Below are 25,164 nucleotides of genomic sequence, written 5' to 3'. Positions count from 1 at the left end.
GTGGCGATAGATAGGATAGCAATCAACGATTATCCCTATCAAGCTTGAATATCGATAATGTGACTTATCAAGATAAAAACTACTTCAGTCAGTCAACCGAGAGGTCTTTTATGTTTGCAAGTCAGGAAGGTAAATCCATCCCGCAGGTCACTTTTCATACACGCCAGGGCGACAGCTGGATTGATGTCACCACTGATGAGCTGTTCAAAGACAAAACGGTGATCGTCTTTTCACTGCCGGGCGCGTTTACCCCTACCTGCTCGTCCAGCCATCTGCCGCGTTACAACGAACTGTCAGATGTCTTTAAACAGCATGGCGTGGACAGCATCCTGTGTATCTCCGTCAACGACACCTTTGTGATGAATGCCTGGAAAGCCGATCAGCGCGCTGAACACATTACCTTCATTCCTGATGGTAACGGTGAATTCACCCGTGGCATGGAGATGCTGGTAGAGAAAGCCGATCTTGGCTTCGGCCCGCGCTCATGGCGCTATTCAATGCTGGTTCGCAACGGTGTGGTAGAGAAGATGTTTGTCGAGCCAAACAAGCCGGGCGACCCGTTTGAAGTGTCTGATGCCGATACCATGCTGCGCTACGTGGCACCGGAATATAAGGTGCAGGAATCCGTTTCCCTGTTTACCAAACCAGGCTGCCCGTTCTGTGCGAAAGCCAAACAGATGCTGCTGGACCGCGGGATTCAGTTTGAAGAGATTGTTCTGGGCCAGGATGCCACCACCGTCAGCCTGCGTGCCGTTAGCGGTCGGGCTACCGTGCCACAGGTCTTCATTGGCGGACGCCATATCGGCGGCAGCGATGACTTAGAGCAATACTTCTCTGCGTAATGATTCGCATATATCCTGATTGAGGCGGGTCTGATGACCCGCCTTTTTAGATCATGCCAGACGCTGTTTGGCTTCAGTAATTGCTTGCGAGATCTGATGCAAAGACACGCCGCCTTTGGCATTACGCTTATCCAGGCAGGATTGCAGTGACAAAATGGCATACACATCGTCGCCGATGACGCTACTGAACTTCTGCAATTCCGATAGCTTCAGCGCTTCAAGCGCCACGCCCTGCTTAATCGCTTCCACTACCGTTTCACCCACAATATGGTGCGCTTCACGAAAAGGCACGCCTTTGGCGACAAGATAATCCGCCAGTTCAGTGGAGTTGGCATAACCCTGCTCCGCCGCTTCTTTACAGCGCAGACGTTTCACCTGAATGCCGTCCAGCACCAGCGCCGCCATATGCAGGCAGTCAGCCCAGGTGTCGAGCGCATCGAACAGCCCTTCTTTGTCTTCCTGCATATCTTTGTTGTACGCCAGCGGCAGGCCTTTCAGCGTCATGCTCATGGCCGTCAGCGCGCCCTGTACGCGGCCAACCTTGCCACGGATCAGCTCCAGCGCGTCCGGATTTTTCTTCTGCGGCATCAGCGACGAACCGGACGTCACCTTATCGGACAGCTCGACAAACCCGGCCTCACCGGTATTAAAGAAAATCAGATCTTCCGCGAAGCGCGACAGGTGCACCATGCCGATGGAAGCATCGGACAGCAGTTCCAGCACATGGTCGCGATCGGAAACGGTATCAAGGCTGTTGCGCGTGGCATAGGCGAAACCCAACCAGCCGGCCAGCTGCTCACGATCGATGCCATAAGCGGTTCCCGCCAGAGCGCCGCAGCCCAGCGGGCTGACGTCCAGGCGCTTCAGCGTATCCTGCAGGCGGCTTTCATCACGCGCCAGCATCTCCACATAGGCCAGGCACCAGTGTGCAAAGGTAACGGGCTGAGCGCGTTGCAGGTGGGTATAACCCGGCATTACCGCATCCTGATTAGCTTCTGCGGTGGCCACCAGCGCCTGCTGGAACTGACGCGTGGCGACCAGCAGCTCGCCGACCTGCGCTTTGCACCACAGTTTCAGATCGGTTGCAACCTGGTCATTGCGGCTACGGCCGGTGTGGAGTTTTTTCCCCAGCACCCCGACTTTATCAATCAGTTTGCCCTCCACCCAGCTATGAATATCTTCGGCGTCGCTGGCCAGAATCTGCTGCGGATCGGCGCGCACTTCATCCAGCAGCGTATTCAGCGCGCTTTCCAGCTGCTGCTGCTCCGCATGGGTTAATACATTGACCGTTACCAGCGCTTTGGACCAGGCGACGGAGCCAATAATGTCCTGCTCTGCCAGACGATAGTCGAAGCGCAGTGAGTCATTAAACTGCTTGAAACGTTGATCTGCTGGCTGCGTAAACCGTCCACCCCAAAGTGCCATGTTCAGTGCTCCTTAGCTCATCTGATAAGGGCGGCACCTGTGCCGCCCCTGATATATTCAGCAGCGAGGTCAACCTCGCCCTGCACGAAAGTTTACTTCTTTTCGTTCAACGCACGGATGCGTGAAGAGAGTGAGAACAGACGGATAAAGCCGCCCGCATGACGGTGGTCGTACACTTCGTCTTCGCCGAAGGTAGCAAACTCTTCAGAGTACAGGCTGTTGGCCGATTTCTTCTGAATGGCGGTAACCTGGCCTTTATACAGTTGCAGTACCACTTCACCGTTCACTTCTTCTGCCAGCGCTTCAGCGGAGGCCTGAATCGATTTACGCAGCGGGGCAAACCAGCGGCCGTCGTAAACCACATAGGACATTTCCAGACCCAGCTGCTCACGCCACTTGAAGCTGTCACGATCGAGAACCAGCTGCTCAACCGCACGCAGCGCGTTGACCATAATAGTGCCGCCGGGGGTTTCGTAGCAGCCGCGCGATTTGATGCCCACCAGACGGTTTTCCACGATGTCGATACGGCCCACGCCGTGACGCGCACCGATCGCATTCAGCTTGTCCAGGCAGCCGAACGGGCTTAACGCTTCGCCGTTTACCGCGACGACGCGGCCTTTCTCAACGGCAACAGTGACCTGCTCTGGCTGGTCAGGCGCTTCCAGCGGATCGACGGTCCACACCCAGCAATCCTTATTCGGTGCATTCCACGGGCTTTCCAGCACGCCGCCTTCGGTAGAGATGTGCCAGGCGTTTTCATCGCGGCTGTAGATTTTTTCCAGTGACGCGGTGGTGGGGATATTGCGCTCTTTCAGATAGTCCAGCAGCGCCTCACGGGAACGCAGATCCCACTCGCGCCACGGAGCCACCACTTTCAGCTGTGGCGCCAGCGCGGTATAGGTGGTTTCAAAACGCACCTGGTCATTTCCTTTACCGGTTGCACCGTGGCACAGGGCATCCGCTCCGACTTTCAGCGCCAGCTCTACCTGAGCTTTGGCAATAATCGGGCGCGCCATCGACGTACCCAGCAGATAGGTGCCTTCATACAGGGCGCCGGTTTGCAGCACCGGATAAACGTACTCGCTGATGAACTCTTCACGCAGATCCACCACATGGCACTCTGACGCGCCGGACTGCAGGGCTTTCTGCTCCACGCCTTCCAGATCGCCACGTTCCTGGCCGATATCCGCCACGAATGCCACCACTTCGCAGCCGCCGTAGTTCTCTTTCAGCCACGGAATGATGGCTGAAGTATCCAGACCGCCGGAGTAAGCCAGTACGATTTTCTTGATGCTTTTGTCTTGCATTGTCTTTTTCCTTGATTGAATACGTTACTGATTAAGCGAGAATACGGGTGCCAATCGACACGCCGTTAAACAAGTCAGGCAGCTGTTCGGCATGGCGCCAGCTGGCAATATCGACCGGGCGTCCCAGCGTGCGGGCAGCCTCCAGTGCGGCATTCACTTTAACGATCATACCGTCGGTAATCACCCCGTCGGCGATCAGCCGTTCAGCTTTCTCTGCCGTCATCTCTGCAATACGCTGCTTGCTGGCATCCAGAATACCGCTCACATCAGAGAGCAGGATAAGATCTGCGCCCAGAGTGGCTGCCAGCGCTGTGGCAGCCTGATCGGCGTTCACATTCATCAGCAGGCCATCCTGCGTGATACCGATTGAGCTAACCACCGGCAGATAACCCGCCGCCAGCAGAGTATTCATCAGGCGCGGCATACCCGGAGTGGCCAGGCCAACGTGCCCCAATTCCTCATCGAAGCGCTCAACATTGACGCTGCCCCCATCGCCAAGACACAGGCCAACCGCGTCAATGCCGTGTTTTTTCGACCACGCCAGCAGCGTTTTGTTGGCCGTTCCGGCCAGCGCACCGGTGATCACATCAATCTGATCGGCTGGCGTCACGCGCAGACCGTTTTTCTTCGTCACCGGCAACGACAGTTTGCTCATCAGCTCATCGACCAGGCAGCCACCACCGTGAACGATCAGCAAAGGCCGCTGATGCGTGCTACGGTAGCTTACCAGGGCAGTGAAAAGACGCTCCAGCGCCTCTTCGCTGTCCAGCAAAACACCACCTAACTTGATAATTAACGGATTGGTCATGAAGTCACTCGCTCTCTGTCAGTAACCGCGCTTCAGGGCTGCTAAGGCGCTGGTGCAACTATGGCTGCGGATAAAGAGAATTATCGGTTCCCATTCATCCGCCGCTATTGTATTTTTATTCACTATTAGTGCATGAATATTGATACTATCCTAACGCAAGGACCGTCAACAGTGAAGACAAAATTACCTAATTTTATCGAGATTTACCGCCAGTTGATTGCAACGCCATCAATCAGCGCTACCGATAGCGCGCTCGATCAAAGCAATGAAACTTTAATCAATTTGCTCGGCGGCTGGTTCCGCGATCTTGGCTTTACCGTTGAGGTGCAGCCGGTTCCCGGCACGCGCAACAAATTCAATATGCTGGCGAAAAGCGGCAGCGGTGCTGGCGGCCTGCTGCTGGCAGGTCATACCGATACCGTTCCCTTTGACGATGGCCGCTGGACCCGCGACCCTTTCACCCTGACCGAGCATGACAATAAGCTGTTCGGCCTCGGCACCGCAGATATGAAAGGTTTCTTCGCCTTTATTTTAGATACCCTGCGTGATGTGGAGCTGTCAACGCTGAAAAAACCGCTGTATATCCTCGCCACCGCCGATGAAGAAACCACGATGGCTGGCGCAAAATACTTCTCTGAATCAACCGCTCTGCGCCCGGACTGCGCGATTATCGGCGAGCCAACCTCGCTGAAACCGGTGCGTGCGCATAAAGGCCATATCTCGAACGTCATCCGTATTCAGGGGCAGTCCGGCCACTCCAGCGATCCGGGCCGTGGCGTCAACGCCATTGAACTGATGCACGAATCCATCACCCGGTTAATGGGGCTACGCAACACGCTGAAGGAACGCTATCATCATGCGGGTTTTGCCATTCCTTACCCGACGATGAACTTTGGCCATATTCACGGCGGGGATGCGGCTAACCGTATCTGCGCCTGCTGTGAACTGCATATGGATATCCGCCCGCTGCCTGGCCTGACGTTAAGCGATCTCGACGGGCTGCTGAATGAGGCGCTGGCTCCGGTGAGCGCACGCTGGCCAGGCCGTCTGACCGTCGGCGAGCTTCACCCGCCCATTCCGGGCTATGAGTGCCCACGGGAACATCAGCTGGTACAGGTGGTTGAAAAGCTGCTGGGCAGCGAAACGGAAGTGGTGAACTACTGCACCGAAGCGCCGTTTATTCAGCAAATCTGTCCAACGCTGGTGTTAGGACCGGGATCGATCGACCAGGCACATCAGCCGGATGAATTTATCGATACCGCCTTTATTAAGCCAACGCACGAACTGATCGCTCAGGTGGTGCACCATTTTTGCCACCATTAGGCCACTGTCGGGGTATTTAACGGTGAAAACAACCCTTTGCCCCATTTTTATTATTCCTAATAATGAGAATAAATTATCTCACCATCACTTCATTAAATTCTCTAAATTTCTAAGAGTTAGCCGCATCATGCGCAGAATGTAGGCTAATTGACGAATCGTGCTTAACGTGGCTAGATAACAGACTCAGCAGGGTGAAAAAAACGCGAAAATACAAGAAAGGGTGTCAGGGATCATATGAACGAACAATATTCCGCAATGCGAAGTAATGTCAGTATGCTCGGCAAACTGCTCGGGGATACGATTAAAGATGCACTGGGAGAGAACATCCTCGACCGGGTAGAAACTATTCGTAAACTCTCTAAGTCATCTCGTGCGGGTCATGACGCCCACCGTCAGGAACTGCTTTCCACGCTGCAAAACCTGTCTAACGACGAGCTGCTGCCGGTTGCACGCGCTTTCAGCCAGTTCCTGAACCTCACCAACGTTGCCGAGCAGTACCACACCATTTCGCCGAACGGCGAAGGTGCTAAGAATCCGGAACTGCTGGCGAAAACGTTTCAGCGCCTGAAGCAGCAGCCGGCCCTCACCGAAGCTGCCGTCCATGAAGCCCTTGGTTCCCTGTCGCTGGAACTGGTACTGACCGCGCATCCGACTGAAATCACACGCCGCACCCTGATCCACAAACTGGTGGAAGTGAACAGCTGTCTCAAGCAGTTAGATCACAATGATTTATCTGACTATGAGCACGCACAGATCATGCGCCGCCTGCGCCAGCTGGTCGCGCAAGCATGGCATACCGACGAAATCCGTAAATATCGTCCGTCCCCGGTTGACGAAGCCAAGTGGGGTTTTGCGGTGGTGGAAAACAGCCTGTGGGAAGGTGTGCCTCAGTTCCTGCGTGAGCTGAACGAGCAGGTAGAAGCCGCTTTTGGTTATACCCTGCCAGTCGACTTTGTTCCGGTGCAGTTTACCTCATGGATGGGAGGCGACCGTGACGGCAACCCGAACGTCACCGCCGATATCACTCGCCACGTCATGCAACTCAGCCGCTGGAAAGCCACCGACCTGTTCCTGCGCGACATCGCCGTACTGATTTCCGAGCTGTCGATGTCCGAATGTACGCCGGAAGTGCGCGAGCTGTGCGGCAACCCGGAAGCGCTGGAGCCGTACCGCGAGATTATGAAAAACCTGCGCAGCCAGCTGATGAGCACCCAGGCTTACCTGGCTGGCCGCCTGAAAGGCGAACGTTTAGCGCGCCCTGCCGACCTGCTGATTTCGAACGAACAGCTGTGGAACCCACTGTATACCTGCTACCAGTCATTACAGGCCTGCGGTATGGGCATTATTGCTAACGGCCAGCTACTGGATACCCTGCGCCGCGTGAAGTGTTTTGGCGTGCCGCTGGTACGCATCGATATCCGTCAGGAAAGCACCCGCCACACGGAGGCGATTGCTGAAATCACCCGTTATCTTGGTCTGGGCGATTTTGAGAGCTGGTCAGAAGCCGACAAGCAGGCGTTCCTGATCCGCGAACTGAATTCCAAACGCCCGCTGACGCCGCGTCAGTGGGAGCCGAGCGCCGAAACCAAAGAGGTGCTGGATACCTGTCGCGTGGCCGCTGAAGCGCCCCAGGGATCGATTGCCGCCTATGTTATCTCAATGGCGAAAACACCGTCTGACGTGCTGACGGTGCATCTGCTGTTGAAAGAAGCCGGGATTGGCTATGCCATGCCGGTGGCTCCGCTGTTTGAAACCCTCGACGACCTGAATAATGCCAACGCGGTGATGAGCCAGCTGCTGAATATCGACTGGTATCGCGGTCTGATTCAGGGCAAGCAGATGGTGATGATTGGTTACTCCGACTCGGCAAAAGATGCCGGTGTAATGGCGGCCAGCTGGGCGCAGTATCAGGCACAGGATGCGCTGATCAAAACCTGTGAGAAGGCCGGAATTACCCTGACGCTGTTCCACGGACGCGGCGGTAGCATTGGGCGCGGTGGCGCTCCGGCACATGCGGCGCTGCTGTCCCAGCCGCCGGGCAGCCTGAAAGGTGGGCTGCGCGTCACCGAACAGGGTGAGATGATCCGCTTTAAGTACGGCCTGCCGGAAGTGACCATCAGCAGCCTGTCGCTGTACACCGGGGCGATCCTCGAAGCCAACCTGTTGCCGCCGCCGGAGCCAAAGACCGAGTGGATCGGCATTATGGATCGGCTGTCGACGGTCTCCTGTCAAATGTACCGTGGCTACGTGCGTGAACACGCGGACTTTGTGCCGTACTTCCGTTCTGCCACGCCAGAGCAGGAGCTGGCTAAACTGCCGCTCGGCTCCCGTCCGGCGAAACGGCGTCCAGCCGGCGGCGTCGAGTCGCTACGTGCCATTCCTTGGATCTTCGCCTGGACGCAGAACCGCCTGATGCTGCCCGCCTGGCTCGGTGCCGGGGCTGCGCTCCAGCAGGCGATGGCAGACGGCCATCAGGACCAGCTGGAAGCCATGTGCCGCGACTGGCCATTCTTCTCTACGCGCCTGGGGATGCTGGAAATGGTGTTCTCGAAGGCCGACCTGTGGCTGGCGGAATATTACGATCAGCGCCTGGTCGATAAATCACTGTGGCCGCTGGGCAAACAGCTGCGCGATCGGCTGGAGTCCGATATCAAAGCGGTGCTGACCATTGCCAACGATGCGCATCTGATGGCCGACCAGCCGTGGATTGCCGAGTCGATTGCGCTGCGTAATGTCTATACCGATCCGCTTAACGTCTTGCAGGCCGAACTGCTGCACCGTTCACGCCAGCAGGAAGCAGCGGGCGGTGAGCCGGATGCCCGCGTCGAGCAGGCGCTGATGGTGACCATTGCTGGCGTCGCGGCGGGGATGCGTAATACCGGTTAACGCTAAGTCTGGCACGGGCGATCCGTGCCCTGCCTGAAAATGCTCATCATCTCCCGGCCATCAGGCCGGGCATTGAGTGAGCATGACTCAATGTATCTCCCTGCAACATACCCCTGAAATGCACTATGCTGAGACCGTTAACTCTCTGAAAGAAGGCGTTGAAATGGAAAAAACCACCGTTTTTAAAACAACCGCTCACAGGCGGTACACCAGCCCAAAGCCCTGGCACTACCGGAAGATGTTAAGTGCGTTGATATGATTGCCATTGACCGCACGCGCATTATATCGTCGGTGGGTGAAAGCTGGGATAACTGGTTTGATGGTGAAAATGTCACCGCTGACTTTATGGACGATCGTGAACAACCTTCAGAGCAGAGACGAGAACATGTCTGATGCTGAAATTCATGCTGGTCAACAACAACCTGCGTGAGCTTGAGCGCGTTCCGGGTCTGCGCCTGGAGGACTGGGCCAACCGTTAACCCGGCGACACGCGCTAAGCCGCACTTTTTCCCTGTATCGTTAAGAGGCGGCCAGCACCAAAGCCGGAGCCGGACGCACGCCCAGCGTATGGCAGATGGCATAGCTTAATTCCGCACGGTTCAGCGTATAGAAATGGAAGTCCTTCACCCCTTCGCGACTGAGGATTTTCACCATATCCATTGCCACGTTTGCACCCACCATTTTGCGCGTTTCCGGGTCATCATCCAGCCCGGCAAACATGCTTGTCATCCAGCCCGGCACGCGCACGTTGGTCATGGTGGCAAAACGCTGCAGCTGCTTAAAATTCGATACCGGAAGAATGCCCGGTACGATCTCAACGTCAATGCCGGTAGAGACACAGCGATCGCGAAAACGCAGATAGCTTTCCACATCGAAGAAGAACTGAGTAATGGCACGGTTGGCACCCGCATCTATCTTACGTTTCAGGTTGATCAGGTCTGACTGCGCGCTTTTCGCTTCCGGGTGCACTTCCGGATAGGCGGCAACCGAAATATCAAAGTCCCCCACTTCCTTCAGGAGTGCCACCAGATCGGCCCCGTACATTTCCGGCTGGCCGCCGCCCGGCGGCAGATCGCCGCGTAGCGCCACAATATGGCGAATACCGTTGTTCCAGTAATCTTCGGCAATGGTGCGTAACTCATCCCGGGTAGCATCGACGCAAGTCAGGTGCGGTGCCGCTTCCAGACCCGTACGCTCCTTAATGCCTTTAATAATACTGTGGGTGCGGTCGCGTTCGCCGGAGTTTGCACCATAGGTTACCGAAACAAATTTCGGTTTCAGGCTGCTAAGGCGATCGATTGAGTTCCACAGGATGTCTTCCATTTCACCGGTGCGCGGCGGAAAAAACTCAAAGGAGACATTAATCTGTCCGCTGATCTCGGCCAGACTCTGGTTCAGTGCTTCGCGCTGATTTGCGTGGAAAAAACTCATACCCGTTTACCTCATCGATCGCTGCCGTTACACGGCTATCCGTTTAGACGTCCAGACATTCAAAATGGAGGAGATCGGTTATTCAGTCAACAGATAAATGGCGATCGGCCTTGACATCTTCTCACGCGCGGATGAGGAAATTTCAGGTATGGGAAAACAGCGGCGAATTCAGAAAGCAGCAGAGGCGATAAAGCAAGGGAATGCAGCAGCACCCCAACGCAGCGCATGCTACGCCGGGGCTTAGCCTTTACGGTGATATTACAGCAGCTGCGCCAGACGATTGAGGTCTGACTGAATGGCTCCGGCTGTGACATCGCGCCCGGCACCCGGCCCGCGGATCACCAGCGGATTATCACGATACCAGCGGCTTTCAATGGCGAAGACATTATCACAGGGCAGCAGCGCAGCCAGAGGATGATCGGCACGCACCGCTTCCACACCAACGCGCGCTTTACCATTGGCGTCAAAGCGCGCAACGTAGCGCAGAACCAGCCCCATCTCCTGCGCCGCTTCAAAGCGTTGCAGCATCTGGTCGTTTAACGCATCGCCATTGTCAAAGAAGTGGTCAACCGAACCCGACTGGCAATCCGCCGGCACCAGGGACTCAACGCGCACCTGGTCGGGTTCAATATCGTAGCCCGCCTCACGGGCAAGGATCACCAGCTTGCGCATCACGTCCTGACCGGAGAGATCGACACGCGGGTCCGGTTCGGTTAACCCCTGCTGCCAGGCCTGATCGAGCAGCTCGGTGAACGGCACCGTACCGTCAAACTGCAAGAACAGCCATGACAGCGTGCCGGAGAAAATACCGCTAATCGACAGGATGCTGTCACCGCTTTCACGCAGATCGCGCACCGTGTGGTTCACCGGCAGTCCGGCTCCAACGGTGGCGTTATACAACCAGTGCCCCCCGGTTTTGGCGAAGGCATCACGGATCTGGCGATAGCTGTCGCTGGTTGAGGCCCCCGCCACTTTATTCGCGCCAATAACGTGGAAGCCGTAACTGGCGAAGTCAAGATACTGTTCAGCCAGGGTTTCACTGGCGGTGACGTCCAGCACCACTAAATCGTCAAACGGGTGCGCACGCATCCACAGGAACAGCGACTCCGTATCCTGTAAGACGGCTTCATCTTCAAAGAAGGCCAGCGCCCGGCTGGCGTCCAGCCCTTCATAGCTCAGCAGGCTGCGACGACTGTCCACCACGCCCGCCAGAATATATTCAAATCCGGTGCGTGCTGAAATCGTTTCCTGTTCACGGGCAAACAGCTCCAGCCAGCGTGAGCCAATATTCCCTTTGCCAAACAGCACCAGGCCAATCTGCTTTTCTGCGCGGAACAGCGTTTGATGCAGTCCACGGATCAAATGTTCGGTCGGCCCGACGCGCAGCACCGCCACCAGGCTGATGCCGTCCTGGGACTGCCAGATAAATTCAACCGGCTGGTCTTTCATCTGCTGCCAGAAGCGGTGGCTGTGCAACGGATTGCGGCAAACGCCCGCTCCGACCATCGCCACCAGCGCCATGCCTTCGCGCAGCTGTAAACGCCCCGGCAGAGCGGCATCCTGTAACAGGGTGAGCGCACTGTTCACGACTTCCGAGGTGTAGCACAGCTGCAGCAGATTACGGTCAGGGTGAACGCCGGTTGCCAACGGACGCACCTGAGCACGTTGCAGCAGCTGGTCTATCTCTTTATGCAGGCTGGCAAAGTCATGGTGCGCGGGCACCTGGAACTCAATCAGACAGACATCATCATGACTGGTCACGATACGCGCGCCGGTTCCCGAAGCCAGTACGCGCTCAATGCGCGTCGACCCCTGCTCCGGCTGGTAGCTGCAGCGCAGCTGTAAATCGATATCGCTGCCGGAGACCGGCTGCAGAGTGCGGCTATGCAGCACCGGAGCCGCCAGGCGCGCCAGCTCGCTGGCTTCATCCAGCCGCAGCAGCGGCAGCAGGCAGGCATCTTTCACCTTGCGTGGATCGGCGCTATATACTCCGGCCACGTCACTCCAGATGGTCACCCGTGACACGCCCGCCAGCGCGCCGATTTGCGTTGCTGAGTAGTCGCTGCCGTTGCGCCCTAACAACACCGTCTCACCGGCATCATTGCCACAGATAAAGCCGGTTACCACCAGGCGCTGTGACGGATGCTGCGCCATCAGCTGTTGCAGCAGCGGCAATGATTTTGCTTCATCCACCTGCGGCTGCACCGCACGCTCGGCGCGTAAAAAGTGACGGGCATCCAGCCATCCGGCTTCAATATCGCGCAGCGTCAGTACTGCTGACATCAGACGCGCCGACCAGATTTCGCCGTGCCCAACCACCTCGGCATAGGCCACATCGGAAATAACGCCGTCCAGCAGCGCCGCCAGCTTCTCCAGATCGGAAATAAATTCAGCAATCAGTGGGGCGGCAACTTCCGGCGGTAGCAGACTGCTAATCAGGTCACTCTGATAACGCCGCAGCGCCTGTTGCACCTGATGGGCAGACAGCCGATCGCTCTGGCTCAGTTTCAGCCAGCTAATCAGCTGGTTGGTGGTACTGCCCGCTGCCGATACCACCATCAAATCGCCCGGCTCACTGTATTCTGCCATTATTCCGGCAACGCGCTGGTAGCATTTGGCATCGGCCAGGCTGCTGCCACCAAATTTGTGCAATTGCCGTGCACTGCCCGCCTTCGCCACTGCTGAATAACTCATGCTCACCTCTTGGCCGCAACCTGGAACGCATTGTCCAGATCGGCGATTAAATCTTCGTGATCTTCAATTCCCACCGAAATCCGCAGCAGCGTTTCGGAAATACCCGCTGCGGCGCGCGCCTCTGCCGACATGCCGGCATGCGTCATGGTGGCGGTATGGGAAATCAGGCTCTCCACGCCGCCCAGCGACTCCGCCAGGGTAAATAAATGCAGCGCTTTGAGAAAACGACGCAGCGTCGCCTCATCTCCATCCAGCTCAAAACTGAGCATCGCGCCGAAGCCTTTTTGCTGTGTGAGCGCAAACTGATGCCCGGCGTTCTCCGGCAGGGAAGGATGATACAACTTTTTCACCAGCGGTTGCTGTTTCAGATAATCGACAATCGCCAGGGCATTGCGCTGGGCCGCCGCCATACGCGGAGACAGGGTGCGCAACCCGCGCAATAACAGATAGCTGTCAAACGCCGCACCGGTTACGCCGATATTGTTAGCCCACCAGGCAAGCTCGGTAACGTGCTGCGGATCTTTGGCGATCACAGCCCCGGCCACCACATCGGAGTGGCCGTTGAGATATTTGGTACAGGAGTGAATAACCAGATCGGCACCCAGCGCCAGCGGGTTCTGCAATGCCGGGCTGAGGAAGGTGTTATCCACCACGCTGATCGCACCGGCAGCGGCGGCCGCCTGGCAGAGGGTGGGAATATCGACCACGCGCAGCAGCGGGTTGCTTGGGCTTTCAATCAGTACCAGTTTGGGGTTTTCCGCCAGCGCAGCGTGCAGAGCCGCTTTATCGCCCTGATCGACAAACTTCACACGGTACGCGCCGCGCTTGCTCAGGCTGTCAAAAAGACGGTAGCTGCCACCATAACAGTCGTGCGGAGCGACCAGCAGGTCGCCCGGTTGCAGAAATACCGTGCACACCAGATGAATCGCAGACATCCCGGTGTTGGTCATGACCGCCCCGGCGCCACCTTCCAGTTCTGCCAGCGCACGCTGCACCACATCACGCGTCGGGTTGCCCCGGCGTGAGTAGTCATGAGCGCGTGGCTGATTGAAGTCGGTAAAGTTATAGGTGCTGGACAGATGAATCGGGGGGACAACACAGCCATACTGCTCGTCATCATTCAAACCGCTACGTACTGCAATGGTTGCCTGTTTACGCGTCATGGTGCATCAGTTCCTGCTGGAGAATAGAGAAAGTATATAGAGTAAACAGCCGCAAGATAGACGTCAATACATCTGGACATCTAAATGTCTTTGCGTATAGATTGAGCAATGATGCAATAACCGTTAGAATTATGCCAATCTCCCCCGGAGAAAGTGCGGCCATCCCGGTGTGATAGCCACCGACTTACGGCATAATTAAGCAAATTTCGGCATTTCTCATTATACATATGACTAAGGTATCTCATGGCTGAATGGAACGGCGAATATATCAGCCCTTACGCTGAGCACGGCAAAAAGAGCGAGCAGGTAAAAAAAATTACGGTATCCATTCCGTTAAAAGTATTGAAAATTCTGACCGATGAACGCACGCGCCGCCAGGTGAATAACCTGCGTCATGCCACCAACAGCGAACTGTTGTGCGAAGCATTTCTGCATGCGTTCACCGGTCAACCGCTGCCGGACGATGTCGATCTGCGTAAAGAGCGCAGTGACGAAATCCCCGAAGAGGCGAAAGCGATCATGCGGGCGATGGGCGTCGATCCCGATAGCTGGGAATACTAAGCACGCACAAACCGGTTATCAGGTCGGGCAGCTGTTGCCATAGCAGATGCCACCCTGTCCTGATAGCCACCATCGTGAAGAACGCCCCACCACTTCTGCCTGATTAATACGTGCAGCATTGCTCCACCGCACGGCCATGATGGCCACCGGCAGCAGTATCGCCCCTGCCCGACCCTGTAAATAATTCTGTGTAACNGCCACCGTATTAAATGTGGGCGCTCAGGCGATCGGCGAACGCGATAATCAACCGGCTCATCACCCGTCGCCCGTTGTGGATTGGCATACTTTATTTTTCCGAAGCGTCCCTGTTCGCCAGATAAGTCACCTTACCTACCGAGTCGTTTGTCGAAAACACCTGGCGCTTTTTCATCGCCTGGCGGAGGGTAACCACGCCTGGGACAGTTCAGCCATTTAGGCTGGTAAATCAGAAATGATAAAATCGGAGATGAGATTTAGCCTTTATTTGCCATTTTTTTACGAATGAGTTCAAAGGCTTACCTATATACTGATATTTAACACATGCTATTAAGATAACAAATATGTTCAAAATAACAGCCAGAAGGTAATGACCCATTGAAATAATAGCCCAGGCTAATTTGGCGTAAAGCAAATGCGTAATATACAAAGTATAAGATGAATCACCCAAGAAAATCGCACAGCTTAAAAGCTTTTTACCAACAAGAGAGGTAGAATTGACCTGCCTGATATTCGTCACAAAGAAAAGAATGAAAGTTGAGATGAAAACATAGTTTACATGGCTGGTATCCGTACTACCGGTAAGTATGAAAACAATTAAAATTGAAAAGATGATGCTTAAGGCAGAAAACAAACTGAATTTGAATTTATCCTTGAAATAGTAAACCATCATCCCAAATGAAAATGAAAGACAATTAAAATCTGAAATTATGTAGGGATAATAAACCCATCCTCCCTTGTCAGTATGAAAGTAATGACTGCCCATATAAGAGAGGAAAAAGAAGGTGATGGTTAAAATCAGCGGGGTTTGCTTTATTTTTTTAACAAAAAACAAGGTAAAAAACAGCAAAACATAGAAATACATTTCATAAACGAGACTCCACGACGTTCCTGAAACCATAGCAAAATCTTTCTTTGCAAATAAAGGAATCAAAGTGTACGTATATATCCATTCTGTTAAGTCGCGCGGGTAAAAATTAACGTTAAATAACACATTCCCGTAAATCGAGTAAATAAATACGGCTATCGTAGTCCAAAGAATATACTCGGGATACACTCGTAGAATTCGATTCGTGATGAATCCGAACGGTTTAACTTTATTTTTTTCGAGGCTATGGATCAGCACAAAGCCGCTTAGAGCAAAGAAAAAACTTACCGATAAATCCCCAAGATTCGCTAATGAAGAATGTGAAAGCTGAGATGATGCGTTATAGAAAAAGTAAGGTGTTACAAACAAATGATGAAGGCAAACGATTAATGAAGCCAGACCCCTTGAAACCTGTAAATAATTATTTCTCACAATCGCTTGCCTTATGCTATATCTGAATACTTGTTTTTTGAATTTAGATGCTGTTGTATATTTTTCTCAAAAAGTTTTTTGTGAACTTATTCTTATTGAAAAGGTAAAAAACAGCCTTTAAGGTAATAACAGAAGAGGTCAGCATTCTGTACAGAACATAATTCTTTCTATCATTCAGTTTAAGAAGCTTGAGGGCTTCATTTTTATCACAAATGATCGATTTCTTGTTATTATCCAACAGTACTTTTACGTGCTGGTAGCCGCCATTACTGATCAACAGATCCTGTACTGACCAGACAAATACCTTCATGCAAAAGGCGGTATAACTGATCGCTTCATTTTTGGTCAATAAATCCTTACCGCCTTCATCCAGAAAATCAACAGGTGAAGAAGATAAGTCGAGGACGTTTTTGACGCTTTTTGTTTTTAATATACTGGCTTCACGTTGTTTATAATTTATAAATATGACGGGAAGGTAGAAAAATGTACGGCACTGCTTAAGCAAGAATGGAAATATTCTTACATCTTCAAAATTACGACCAACTGGAAATTCTTTTTTCCTGTAAAAATCGCTTCTGAAAATGTACTTCCATATATAAACCTCGGAATTATCATATACCTTTGATAAAACAGCATTTTCTTCTACATCCAGTAAGTTATTTTTAACCAATTTCCCTTCGTATTTTTTCACATACAACCCGCCATCATCCCAGGACATCATATGATCTACCATAAGAACATCTGGAGAGTTCTTCTCAAGGCAACTCATTATTTTTTTGAGGCTATTTGATTTAAGCGTGTCGTCACCGTCTAAAAGTGCGATGTACCTTCCCCTGGCCTTTGATAAGCCCATATTTCTGGCCGACGACAGCCCCTTATTTTCCTGATTGATAATGGTAACTTTTTCATTACTTCCATACACTTTTGCCAAAAGAACGTCGGTTCCATCAGTTGAACCATCATTTACAACAATAATTTCTATGCTCTCAGTCCATTGTACCAGCACAGAATCTATACACTCTATAATGTACTCCATAACATTAAAGGCCGGTATAATGATGCTTAATTCGATCTTACCGTCGAAATTTTGAACATTCTGATTCATTTATGTTTCCCAAATAGGTTTTTAAAATTGTGCTTCTTAATCAGCTAAAGTAACAATTTCACCGTGTTCTAATTTGATAAATTTATTGCATACGGATTTTGCGAGATTGTGGTCGTGGGTAGCCATAACCATAATTCCGGCTTTAGAAATGAAATCGTTTAATCTCTGCTCTGCTTTCTTCTTGAAATTCTCATCCCCTACGCTCATCCACTCATCCATCAAAAGTATTTCAGGCGTGATAGCTGTAGAAATAGAAAACCCTAGCCGGAGAACCATCCCGCTGGAATAGGTTCTTACCGGTACTTTGATAAAGTCACCTAATTCGCTGAACTCAACGACTTCTTCCGTAATATTTTTTATTTCGACTTTTGATAATCCGAGGAACAGACCTCGTAGTTTTATATTTTCCAGCCCAGTGAGTTCTCCGTCCATCCCCATCATAGGGTCAATAAGACTTGTCACACGTCCATGACTTTCAAACTTCCCTGAGGTCGGCTTGTAGGCCCCTGCAAGAACTCTGAGCATAGTAGTTTTACCTGAACCGTTATGCCCAATAAGAGCAAGCCTGTCGCCTCTGGAGAGTTCGAAAGTAATGTTTTTCAGGGCTTCAACTTCAACAAGGCCTGACTTAGTTGATCCAATTCGCCCTCCGGATGCTGCTCCGAAAAGGCTTTTTTTGAAAGAACGTTGGTTAGAATTAAATATTGGAAATTTAACACCAACTTGCTGACATTTTATTTTCATATATTATAACCAGTAAACGATTTTTGAGCGATTTTTTGAAAGGATCAGACCGGAGAGGATCAACATTATTACAGAAGTTGCACCTGCTACTACCCATATATATGTTTCTGGAGCTGCGCCCATGAGGGGTTTTCTGAGAAGCTCGAGGTAATAATAGAAGATGTTGTAGTCTACAAACTCTCTTCTACCTTGCGGAAGTTGCTCCGGAGACCAGATAATAGGCGTGACGAAAAAGCACAGTGTTATGATACTTTGTACGACCGGCCCCATATCCCTGTAGCGTGTACAAAAAACCCCTAAAATCATGCCGACAGAGACAAGAGTCACAGACGTCACGGCAAGCGCGGGGAGGAACAGAATTAAATGCCAATTAACGCTAGAATGAGTAATGTATATTATAAAAGGGATAATTATACAGTTGTGTAAGAGTATGGATAATTGCCGATAAAAAACGCGAAGAATATAAATATATAAAGGAAGATCGGATTGCTTTATAATCGTCGCTGAGTCATTAAATATTCCGCAGGAATCGTTAATAGATGACGACAAAAATGCCCAGAAAATCATGCCTAACGCAAGATGCATGATAAAGTTTTCAGATCCCGCCCCGAACAAAGACCCATAAAGAGGTCCCATCGCTGATATGGTAACGCCCATTGATATGGTTATCCAGAACGGCCCGAGCACCGACCTCCGGTATCGGCCTAACACATCGTTCCACCCCAATGACACCCATAATTGATACCTGGCAAGCGCTGCCTTTAAATCGTTCATTTTTACTGCACCATTTACCCGAAATTTTAACTTTTCACAGTTGTGTCTCAACCGTGAGCATACCCAGACAGGGCCTTACTAACAACGAAACTATATCACAGAAGAGATTATCAATGCATCGAAACACCATAAATTAAGACTTTGATAATTAACAAAAAAATGGCAGCTACCACCTGATTTTTACTTGATAAGGCTGGCAGGAAGATTCACTATCTATAAGAAATTTATTTACCATCGGGTTATTTATTTTAATTTGAGTTAGGGCAAGTCATAGCGGTGCATCGAATGAACACATCCATCAATTTCCATACCCCTGCCTCTGTTGATAAAAAATGAAATAACTTACGGTAATTCCCTTGTCATAAGTCGTACCCGGCAACCGGACTTATAATGGCAAAAGAAAGATTTCATCGTTTAGGCTGAGCGTTATCGATTTTCGTCTTAAATTCGATGGCATCAGTCATATCAAACATATAATGCGGGGCGAATTTGTATCTTTTGTCCAGGTTTTTATCGATTGCTTTGGGAAGCGTCATGCCTTTGAAGCAGCCGGTATTTCTGACATTGTGTAGAAGCTCCCCCGGCCGGGCGCGCAACATTGCAGCGAAAGTATTTAAATTAATCAACATCAGTTTTGTACTCTGGTCCGATTAAGATAGCGTAAGATTAATCTCAATAGCAGACGAATTCAAGTTTGAGATTTTCCTTAACGTCTAACTGAGTCGGACTCATGCCTGACTGCTGACTGAGTCGCCACGCCCGTTACCGCCAGTCTTCATCGATGTCGTATTGAGGTGGATGTGTACCTCATCTTCTAAAACACCGGCGGCAGCCACGACGGCGTTTATAGCCGCCTTTTCTCCTTCATTATATGGGTCACGCATCGGCATGCCTGTCAGTACTTTCTGCATCGGTCATCGTTCGGTGCGGGGCCGTGATGCGATAACCCGCATCGCCACCGTTTGCTGAATAAACGCCATAAAAAAACCCAGCCGAAGCCGGGTTTTCTTGCATCCGAAACGGTAAACGTTTCTGGCGGATTGCTTATTTGCTGCCTGGGATGCTGAAACGCTTGTTGAAGCGATCCACACGACCACCGCTGGCAACGTCACGCTGCTTACCGGTATAGAACGGGTGGCAGTTGCCGCACACGTCCAGGTTCAGGTCATGACCCACGGTAGAGCGGGTTTTGATTTCGTTACCGCAAGAACATTTAGCAGTAACTTCAGCGTAATTTGGGTGAATACCTTTTTTCATGGGAAAACCTCAGTTAAGGCCGTGTCGCTCTCCCGCGCCAGGAATAATCCTGCACCGGCACCACACGAAGATTAATATTTAGGTGAAGTTGATACTAAAATGCCGTACCAACGGCGGCGGACTATACAGAAATTAACCACCCGCTGCAATCGGATCCGCACATTGCGGACGACACAGTGTACACTAACTCGCTCTGTTTTTCACCCGGATGAATCCATGCCCGTTGTTCAGGTCGCGCTACCCGTTCCGCTAGCCCGCAACTTCGATTATCTGTTGCCCCCCCATCTCAGCCATGCGGTTATCGGCGGCCGTGTGAGCGTACCTTTTGGTCAACGCCGGGCGATTGGGGTGGTGGTGGCCATCGGCGAACACAGCGATTTTCCGCCAGACCAGTTGAAAAGCGTGCATGAGGTGCTGGACGCCTGCTCACTGTATCCTCCTTCCCTGTGGCGCATCCTGCAGTGGGCGGCGGACTACTATCACTTTCCGTTAGGGGAAGTGCTGTTTCATGCCATGCCGGTACTACTACGACAGGGAAAAGCGGCCGAAGAGGCACCGCTGTGGCAGTGGTTGATAACCGATGAAGGGCGCGCCACCGCACCAGAAAGCCTGAAGCCCGCCCCGAAGCAGCAGCAGGCGCTGGCCGTGTTACGTAACAGGGTGCTTTATCGCCATGAAGTCAGACAGCACAACATCACCGAGGCCACGCTTAAGGCGCTGCGCGCTAAGGGACTGTGTGAACTCAAGGCGCAGCCGCGTGCGCAACAAGACTGGCGCGAAAACTATGCGGTAAACGGTGAACGTCTGCGGCTGAACACCGAACAGGCCACCGCCGTCGGTGCCATTCGCAGCGCCGACGACCAGTTTTCGGCCTGGCTATTGGCTGGCATCACCGGTTCCGGAAAAACCGAGGTTTACCTGAGCGTACTGGAAAATGTCCTTGCCAGCGGCCACCAGGCGCTGGTACTGGTGCCGGAAATCGGTCTGACGCCACAGACCATCGCCCGTTTTAGCCAGCGTTTCAACGCCCCGGTGGATGTCCTGCATTCCGCATTAAATGACAGCGAACGTCTCGCCGTATGGCTGCGCGCGCGCAGCGGTGAAACGGCCATTGTCATCGGCACCCGTTCTGCGCTGTTTACCCCCTTTGCCCGCCTGGGAGCGATCGTCATTGATGAAGAGCACGACAGCTCTTACAAGCAGCAGGAGGGCTGGCGTTATCACGCGCGCGATCTGGCGGTATTCCGCGCACGTCAGGAAAATATCCCTATCATCATGGGGTCAGCCACCCCGGCGCTGGAAACGTTACACAACGTTCAGTTGGGTAAATATCGCCAGCTTAACCTGAGCAAACGAGCCGGGAATGCCAGCAAAGCGACACAGCTGCTGGTCGACCTGAAAGGCGTTAAGCTGCAGGGCGGCCTGTCGCCGATGCTGGTCAAAAAAATTGGCCAGCATCTTAAAGCCGATAACCAGGTACTGCTGTTTCTCAACCGCCGTGGGTTCTCTCCCACCCTACTTTGCCACGAATGTGGCTGGATTGCCGAATGCCAGCGCTGCGACCACTATTACACGCTCCATCAGCATCAGCGGCAGCTACGCTGTCACCACTGCGACAGCCAGCGCCCGATCCCGCATCAGTGCCCGCAGTGCGGTTCCACCCATCTGGTGCCGGTCGGGCTGGGGACGGAACAGCTTGAGCAGAACCTCGGCGAACTGTTTCCCGATGTGCCGTTAACGCGCATCGACCGTGATACCACCAGCCGCAAAGGGGCGCTGGAGCGGCAGTTAGCGGAAGTGCATCGCGGTGGCGCCCGACTCCTTGTCGGTACGCAAATGCTGGCTAAAGGTCATCACTTTCCGGATGTGACGCTGGTGTCGCTACTGGATGTGGACGGAGCACTGTTTTCAGCCGACTTCCGCTCCGCTGAACGCTTTGCTCAACTGTATACTCAGGTCGCCGGGCGCGCCGGGCGCGCCGGTAAACAGGGCGAAGTCCTGCTGCAAACCCACCATCCCGAACACCCGCTCCTGCAAACGTTACTGCATCAGGGCTATGATGCGTTCGCCAGCCAGGCCTTAAGCGAACGTAACAGCGTATTTTTGCCGCCGTTCACCCGTCACGCTCTGTTTCGCGCAGAAGATCATGATAACCAACAGGCCAGCCTGTTTCTGCAACAGCTGCGCAACCTGCTTGAGGCCAGCCCGCTTAACGATCGGTCTTTCTGGGTGATGGGGCCAGTACCGGCATTACAAGCCAAGCGCAGCGGGCGTTATCGCTGGCAGTTACTGTTACAACATCCTTCACGCGCGTTACTTCAGCGTTTAATTAAAAACAGCCTGCCGTTGATTGGCACGTTGCCGCAGGCGCGCAAGGTCAAATGGACACTGGATATCGACCCGACGGAGAGTTAACGGCGCACCTTGTACCTGCAAAGTTGCGTAGCGGATCGAAAAAAGTCGCACAAGTCACAACTTTTATGCAAATTAAGTAACAGCGTGCCGCTATATTTGTTAAGAATGCGAGATTGTTGGCTGCAGGAAGATAAGCCTGAACTAGCGTAAATTTTCATCGCTATAAGTTGGTCAGGTCAGCTGCTTAAGCTGGCGTGAGGAGAGAAACGTTGGAGCACAATCAAGATACCACCGTGGCGACCATGAAGGACGTGGCGAACAAGGCAGGCGTATCCACGGCAACGGTTTCCCGCGCCCTGATGAATCCGGAAAAGGTTTCCGCTGCCACGCGCAGTAAAGTTGAACAGGCGGTTATTGCCGTTGGTTACTCCGCTCATTCCATCGCCCGTAACGCCAGACGTGGTGAATCACGCACCATATTGGTCATTGTCCCGGATATCTGTGACCCTTTTTTCAGTGAAATCATTCGTGGCATTGAGGTTGTCGCTGCCGGGCACGGCTATCTGGTGCTGATCGGCGACTGCGCGCACCAGAGCCAGCAGGAGAAATCGTTCCGAAATATGATGCTGACGCGCCAGACGGACGGCGTGGTGGTGCTGGGGTCGTCAATACCGTTTGATACCAGCATGGAGGATCCGCGTCTTTTGCCGCCGATGGTGATGGCCAATGAATTTGACCCGGAGCGGGAAATACCGACGGTGCATATCGATAACCTGACGGCGGCTTTTGAAGCAGTTAGCCATCTGCAGAAACTCGGCCACCGGCGCATAGCCTGTATTGGCGGGCCGGAGGAGATGCCACTGTGCCAGTATCGCCTGCAGGGCTACATTCAGGCATTGCGTCGTCACGGCGTCACCGTGGATCCACAATACATTGTGCGCGGTGACTTTACTTTCGACGCTGGTTCACAGGCAATGAAACAGTTGATGAGGCTACCAAAACCGCCCGACGCGCTGTTCTGTCACAGCGATATTATTGCTCTGGGTGCCATGTCACAGGCGAAAAACATGGGGCTGCGCGTGCCGCAAGACCTGTCGCTGATCGGTTTCGATGATATAGAGTTGTCACGCTATAGCGATCCACAGTTAACTACCGTGGCTCAGCCGCGATTCAACATCGGCCGCGAAGCGATGCTACTCTTACTAGAGCAGCTACAGGGAAAAACCGTCAGCAACGGTTCAAGGTTGCTGGATTTCGAGTTGAAAATCCGTGGTAGTACTGCACCTTCGCTGCGCGAGCGTGACTGAATTTTCTGCAGTGACGGGTTTCCCTCATTCCGGAGGGTAAATCAGCGCATTCTTAGTAAGATCGCCGCTGGTCAAACTTCCGCCCCTTAAGTAACATGGCGGACCATCGCCGGGCAACCTGCACCATTTTTCACCCGGCCTACCTTTTATAGAATATTAGCGGATCGATAGTGGCACAAAGAGATTATGTAAGCCGCGGGCGGGCGACAGGGACGCGTGGTAAAAAAACCCGCAGTCGCGGCAAAAAACGCAGCAGCGGAACGGGCGTATCGAAAATCATGATAGTGCTGGCAGTCGCCGTTCTGGTAACCTTCGTGGGTGGCCTGTGGTTTATTGCACATCATAAAAAAGAAGAGACGCCGATGATGGCGGACCACAAAGCAACCGGCAACGGGCTGCCACCCAAGCCGGAAGAGCGCTGGCGCTATATAAAAGAACTGGAGAATCGCCAGATTGGCGTTCCAACACCCACGGAGCCGACGTCAGGCGGTGAAGCGCATTCGCAGGCGCAGCTCACCGATGAGCAGCGACAGCTGCTGGATCAAATGCAGGCGGATATGCGCCAGCAGCCAACCCAGCTCAACGAAGTGCCATGGAACGAGCAAACCCCGGTGCAGCGCCAGCAGACCCTGCAACGCCAGCAGCAGAACCAGTTACAGCAGCAGTCGCGCATGCCCGCGCAGATCATTCAGTCGTCGCGCACGCCGATTCCTTCTCCCCATTCCGTTACCGTTACGCCGGCAACGCGTGAGCCGGTTCGTCAGGTAAAACCGGAAGCAGCCCCGCAGCCGAAAGCTGAAAACAAACCGAAAGAAGCGGAAAAACAGGCCGCCCAACGCTGGGTTGTGCAATGCGGTTCATTCAAAGGCAGCGAACAGGCTGAGTCCATCCGCGCCCAGCTGGCATTTGAAGGCTTCGAAAGCCGCATCACTACCGGCGGTGGCTGGAACCGCGTCGTTATCGGCCCCTATAACGGGCTCAGCGCGGCGGACAATACCCTGAAACGCCTGCATGGTTCCGGCCACTCAAATTGCATTCCTGTTGCCGCCGGGGGTTGAAACCCCTCAAATCCGCCCCATATCTGGTTACATCAGTGCCCTGCGCGAATGAGCAGGGCCGTTTTTTTTGACGGTAACAAGGGGTCTGCCCGTGACAACAATAGTAAGCGTACGACGTAACGGCCAGGTAGTCATTGGCGGCGATGGCCAGGCTACCCTCGGTAATACGGTAATGAAAGGCAACGTTAAAAAGGTGCGTCGTCTCTACAATGACAAAGTCATTGCCGGTTTTGCTGGCGGTACGGCAGATGCCTTTACCCTGTTCGAACTTTTTGAACGAAAACTGGAAATGCACCAGGGCCACCTGGTCAAAGCGGCGGTGGAACTGGCGAAAGACTGGCGTACCGATCGTATGCTGCGCAAGCTGGAAGCCCTGCTGGCCGTGGCTGACGAAAATGCCTCACTGATCATCACCGGCAACGGTGACGTGATCCAGCCGGAAAACGACTTAATTGCCATCGGTTCGGGCGGTCCATACGCTCAGGCAGCAGCGCGTGCGCTGCTGGAAAATACCGATATTGGCGCGCGCGACATTGTGGAGAAAGCGCTGGGTATTGCAGGTGATATCTGCATTTACACCAACCACCACCTCACCATCGAAGAATTACCGTCCAAAGCGTAAGGATCCT

The 25,164-nt window shown here is 53.1% G+C and carries 21 protein-coding genes and 1 pseudogene; 9 read left to right on the top strand and 13 right to left on the bottom strand.

The genetic code is table 11. The features are described from left to right. The first annotated feature begins 110 nt into the window (after window positions 1-110). On the top strand, window positions 111-842 hold the full coding sequence (locus EPYR_RS00820) for a glutathione peroxidase (RefSeq protein WP_012666544.1): 732 nt from the start codon (window positions 111-113) through the stop codon (window positions 840-842). A gap of 51 nt (window positions 843-893) precedes the next feature. Here the strand turns inward: EPYR_RS00820 and argH are convergent, their stop codons facing one another. The 3 genes from argH to argB form a co-directional block, all read right to left on the bottom strand. Then, the gene (gene argH, locus EPYR_RS00815) at window positions 894-2,267 is read right to left on the bottom strand and encodes an argininosuccinate lyase (protein WP_012666543.1); all 1,374 of its coding nucleotides are present in this window, start codon (window positions 2,265-2,267) and stop codon (window positions 894-896) included. Window positions 2,268-2,359: 92 nt separating this feature from the next. Further along, entirely contained in the window at window positions 2,360-3,574 is a 1,215-nt protein-coding gene (locus EPYR_RS00810) for an argininosuccinate synthase (protein WP_012666542.1), read from the bottom strand. A gap of 31 nt (window positions 3,575-3,605) precedes the next feature. Next, entirely contained in the window at window positions 3,606-4,382 is a 777-nt protein-coding gene (gene argB, locus EPYR_RS00805) for an acetylglutamate kinase (RefSeq protein ID WP_012666541.1), read from the bottom strand. A gap of 171 nt (window positions 4,383-4,553) precedes the next feature. Between argB and argE the strand changes: the two genes are divergently transcribed. The 3 genes and pseudogenes from argE (at window position 4,554) to vapB (ending at window position 8,984) form a co-directional block, all read left to right on the top strand. Then, window positions 4,554-5,705 carry an acetylornithine deacetylase gene (gene argE / locus EPYR_RS00800; protein ID WP_012666540.1) on the top strand — a complete coding sequence of 384 codons (1,152 nt, stop codon included), beginning with the start codon at window positions 4,554-4,556 and terminating at the stop codon, window positions 5,703-5,705. Between the two features lie 234 nt (window positions 5,706-5,939). After that, on the top strand, window positions 5,940-8,591 hold the full coding sequence (gene ppc, locus EPYR_RS00795; protein WP_012666539.1) for a phosphoenolpyruvate carboxylase: 2,652 nt from the start codon (window positions 5,940-5,942) through the stop codon (window positions 8,589-8,591). A gap of 163 nt (window positions 8,592-8,754) precedes the next feature. Further along, window positions 8,755-8,984: pseudogene (vapB, locus tag EPYR_RS00790) on the top strand (type II toxin-antitoxin system VapB family antitoxin). Window positions 8,985-9,110: 126 nt separating this feature from the next. On the opposite strand, the gene metF reads toward vapB, so the two are convergent. From metF to metB, 3 genes are all read right to left on the bottom strand, one after another. Further along, window positions 9,111-10,022, bottom strand: a complete 912-nt coding sequence (gene metF / locus EPYR_RS00785; RefSeq protein ID WP_012666536.1) for a methylenetetrahydrofolate reductase — start codon at window positions 10,020-10,022, stop codon at window positions 9,111-9,113. A gap of 258 nt (window positions 10,023-10,280) precedes the next feature. Next, window positions 10,281-12,716, bottom strand: coding sequence for a bifunctional aspartate kinase/homoserine dehydrogenase II (locus EPYR_RS00780; protein ID WP_012666535.1), 2,436 nt, complete (start codon window positions 12,714-12,716; stop codon window positions 10,281-10,283). A 2-nt stretch (window positions 12,717-12,718) separates the two neighbouring features. Beyond that, window positions 12,719-13,879, bottom strand: coding sequence for a cystathionine gamma-synthase (gene metB, locus EPYR_RS00775; RefSeq protein ID WP_012666534.1), 1,161 nt, complete (start codon window positions 13,877-13,879; stop codon window positions 12,719-12,721). Between the two features lie 243 nt (window positions 13,880-14,122). On the opposite strand from metB, the gene metJ reads away from it, so the two are divergent. After that, the gene (gene metJ, locus EPYR_RS00770) at window positions 14,123-14,440 is read left to right on the top strand and encodes a met regulon transcriptional regulator MetJ (RefSeq protein WP_004154869.1); all 318 of its coding nucleotides are present in this window, start codon (window positions 14,123-14,125) and stop codon (window positions 14,438-14,440) included. A gap of 424 nt (window positions 14,441-14,864) precedes the next feature. On the opposite strand, the gene EPYR_RS00765 is transcribed toward metJ, so the two are convergent. From EPYR_RS00765 to rpmE, 7 genes are all read right to left on the bottom strand, one after another. Continuing rightward, complete coding sequence (locus EPYR_RS00765; protein ID WP_012666533.1) at window positions 14,865-15,935, bottom strand: acyltransferase family protein; 1,071 nt, start codon at window positions 15,933-15,935, stop codon at window positions 14,865-14,867. A 43-nt stretch (window positions 15,936-15,978) separates the two neighbouring features. Further along, on the bottom strand, window positions 15,979-17,040 hold the full coding sequence (locus EPYR_RS00760) for a glycosyltransferase family 2 protein (RefSeq protein WP_012666532.1): 1,062 nt from the start codon (window positions 17,038-17,040) through the stop codon (window positions 15,979-15,981). Between the two features lie 36 nt (window positions 17,041-17,076). Further along, window positions 17,077-17,784 (bottom strand): ABC transporter ATP-binding protein, encoded by a 708-nt coding sequence (locus tag EPYR_RS00755; RefSeq protein ID WP_012666531.1) that lies wholly within the window; start codon window positions 17,782-17,784, stop codon window positions 17,077-17,079. A 3-nt stretch (window positions 17,785-17,787) separates the two neighbouring features. Next, the gene (locus EPYR_RS00750) at window positions 17,788-18,558 is read right to left on the bottom strand and encodes an ABC transporter permease (RefSeq protein ID WP_012666530.1); all 771 of its coding nucleotides are present in this window, start codon (window positions 18,556-18,558) and stop codon (window positions 17,788-17,790) included. Window positions 18,559-18,965: 407 nt separating this feature from the next. After that, window positions 18,966-19,187 (bottom strand): hypothetical protein, encoded by a 222-nt coding sequence (locus tag EPYR_RS00745; RefSeq protein WP_012666529.1) that lies wholly within the window; start codon window positions 19,185-19,187, stop codon window positions 18,966-18,968. A gap of 99 nt (window positions 19,188-19,286) precedes the next feature. After that, window positions 19,287-19,442: a hypothetical protein gene (locus EPYR_RS00740; RefSeq protein ID WP_226060693.1), complete on the bottom strand. Its 156-nt coding sequence runs from the start codon at window positions 19,440-19,442 to the stop codon at window positions 19,287-19,289. Window positions 19,443-19,602: 160 nt separating this feature from the next. Further along, complete coding sequence (rpmE, locus tag EPYR_RS00735; RefSeq protein WP_012439895.1) at window positions 19,603-19,815, bottom strand: 50S ribosomal protein L31; 213 nt, start codon at window positions 19,813-19,815, stop codon at window positions 19,603-19,605. A 216-nt stretch (window positions 19,816-20,031) separates the two neighbouring features. Between rpmE and priA the strand changes: the two genes are divergently transcribed. The 4 genes from priA (at window position 20,032) to hslV (ending at window position 25,157) form a co-directional block, all read left to right on the top strand. After that, window positions 20,032-22,230 (top strand): primosomal protein N', encoded by a 2,199-nt coding sequence (gene priA, locus EPYR_RS00730; RefSeq protein ID WP_012666528.1) that lies wholly within the window; start codon window positions 20,032-20,034, stop codon window positions 22,228-22,230. Between the two features lie 209 nt (window positions 22,231-22,439). Next, complete coding sequence (gene cytR / locus EPYR_RS00725) at window positions 22,440-23,477, top strand: DNA-binding transcriptional regulator CytR (RefSeq protein ID WP_012666527.1); 1,038 nt, start codon at window positions 22,440-22,442, stop codon at window positions 23,475-23,477. A 170-nt stretch (window positions 23,478-23,647) separates the two neighbouring features. Next, window positions 23,648-24,535, top strand: a complete 888-nt coding sequence (gene ftsN, locus EPYR_RS00720; RefSeq protein ID WP_012666526.1) for a cell division protein FtsN — start codon at window positions 23,648-23,650, stop codon at window positions 24,533-24,535. 91 nt (window positions 24,536-24,626) lie between these two features. Further along, the gene (gene hslV / locus EPYR_RS00715) at window positions 24,627-25,157 is read left to right on the top strand and encodes an ATP-dependent protease subunit HslV (RefSeq protein WP_012666525.1); all 531 of its coding nucleotides are present in this window, start codon (window positions 24,627-24,629) and stop codon (window positions 25,155-25,157) included. Window positions 25,158-25,164: the final 7 nt, after the last annotated feature.

This window comes from Erwinia pyrifoliae DSM 12163, assembly GCF_000026985.1.
Classification (GTDB): Bacteria; Pseudomonadota; Gammaproteobacteria; order Enterobacterales; family Enterobacteriaceae; genus Erwinia; species Erwinia pyrifoliae.
This window is presented reverse-complemented; position numbering and strand designations above follow the sequence as displayed.

Excerpts from the sequence above, each read along its gene's own strand:
- EPYR_RS00820 (WP_012666544.1), top strand. The coding sequence starts at position 111 with ATGTTTGCAAGTCAGGAAGGTAAATCCATCCCGCAGGTCACTTTTCAT.
- argH (WP_012666543.1), bottom strand. The coding sequence starts at position 2,267 with ATGGCACTTTGGGGTGGACGGTTTACGCAGCCAGCAGATCAACGTTTC.
- EPYR_RS00810 (WP_012666542.1), bottom strand. The coding sequence starts at position 3,574 with ATGCAAGACAAAAGCATCAAGAAAATCGTACTGGCTTACTCCGGCGGT.
- argB (WP_012666541.1), bottom strand. The coding sequence starts at position 4,382 with ATGACCAATCCGTTAATTATCAAGTTAGGTGGTGTTTTGCTGGACAGC.
- ppc (WP_012666539.1), top strand. The coding sequence starts at position 5,940 with ATGAACGAACAATATTCCGCAATGCGAAGTAATGTCAGTATGCTCGGC.
- metF (WP_012666536.1), bottom strand. The coding sequence starts at position 10,022 with ATGAGTTTTTTCCACGCAAATCAGCGCGAAGCACTGAACCAGAGTCTG.
- EPYR_RS00780 (WP_012666535.1), bottom strand. The coding sequence starts at position 12,716 with ATGAGTTATTCAGCAGTGGCGAAGGCGGGCAGTGCACGGCAATTGCAC.
- metB (WP_012666534.1), bottom strand. The coding sequence starts at position 13,879 with ATGACGCGTAAACAGGCAACCATTGCAGTACGTAGCGGTTTGAATGAT.
- metJ (WP_004154869.1), top strand. The coding sequence starts at position 14,123 with ATGGCTGAATGGAACGGCGAATATATCAGCCCTTACGCTGAGCACGGC.
- EPYR_RS00760 (WP_012666532.1), bottom strand. The coding sequence starts at position 17,040 with ATGAATCAGAATGTTCAAAATTTCGACGGTAAGATCGAATTAAGCATC.
- EPYR_RS00755 (WP_012666531.1), bottom strand. The coding sequence starts at position 17,784 with ATGAAAATAAAATGTCAGCAAGTTGGTGTTAAATTTCCAATATTTAAT.
- EPYR_RS00750 (WP_012666530.1), bottom strand. The coding sequence starts at position 18,558 with ATGAACGATTTAAAGGCAGCGCTTGCCAGGTATCAATTATGGGTGTCA.
- EPYR_RS00745 (WP_012666529.1), bottom strand. The coding sequence starts at position 19,187 with ATGTTGATTAATTTAAATACTTTCGCTGCAATGTTGCGCGCCCGGCCG.
- EPYR_RS00740 (WP_226060693.1), bottom strand. The coding sequence starts at position 19,442 with ATGCGTGACCCATATAATGAAGGAGAAAAGGCGGCTATAAACGCCGTC.
- rpmE (WP_012439895.1), bottom strand. The coding sequence starts at position 19,815 with ATGAAAAAAGGTATTCACCCAAATTACGCTGAAGTTACTGCTAAATGT.
- priA (WP_012666528.1), top strand. The coding sequence starts at position 20,032 with ATGCCCGTTGTTCAGGTCGCGCTACCCGTTCCGCTAGCCCGCAACTTC.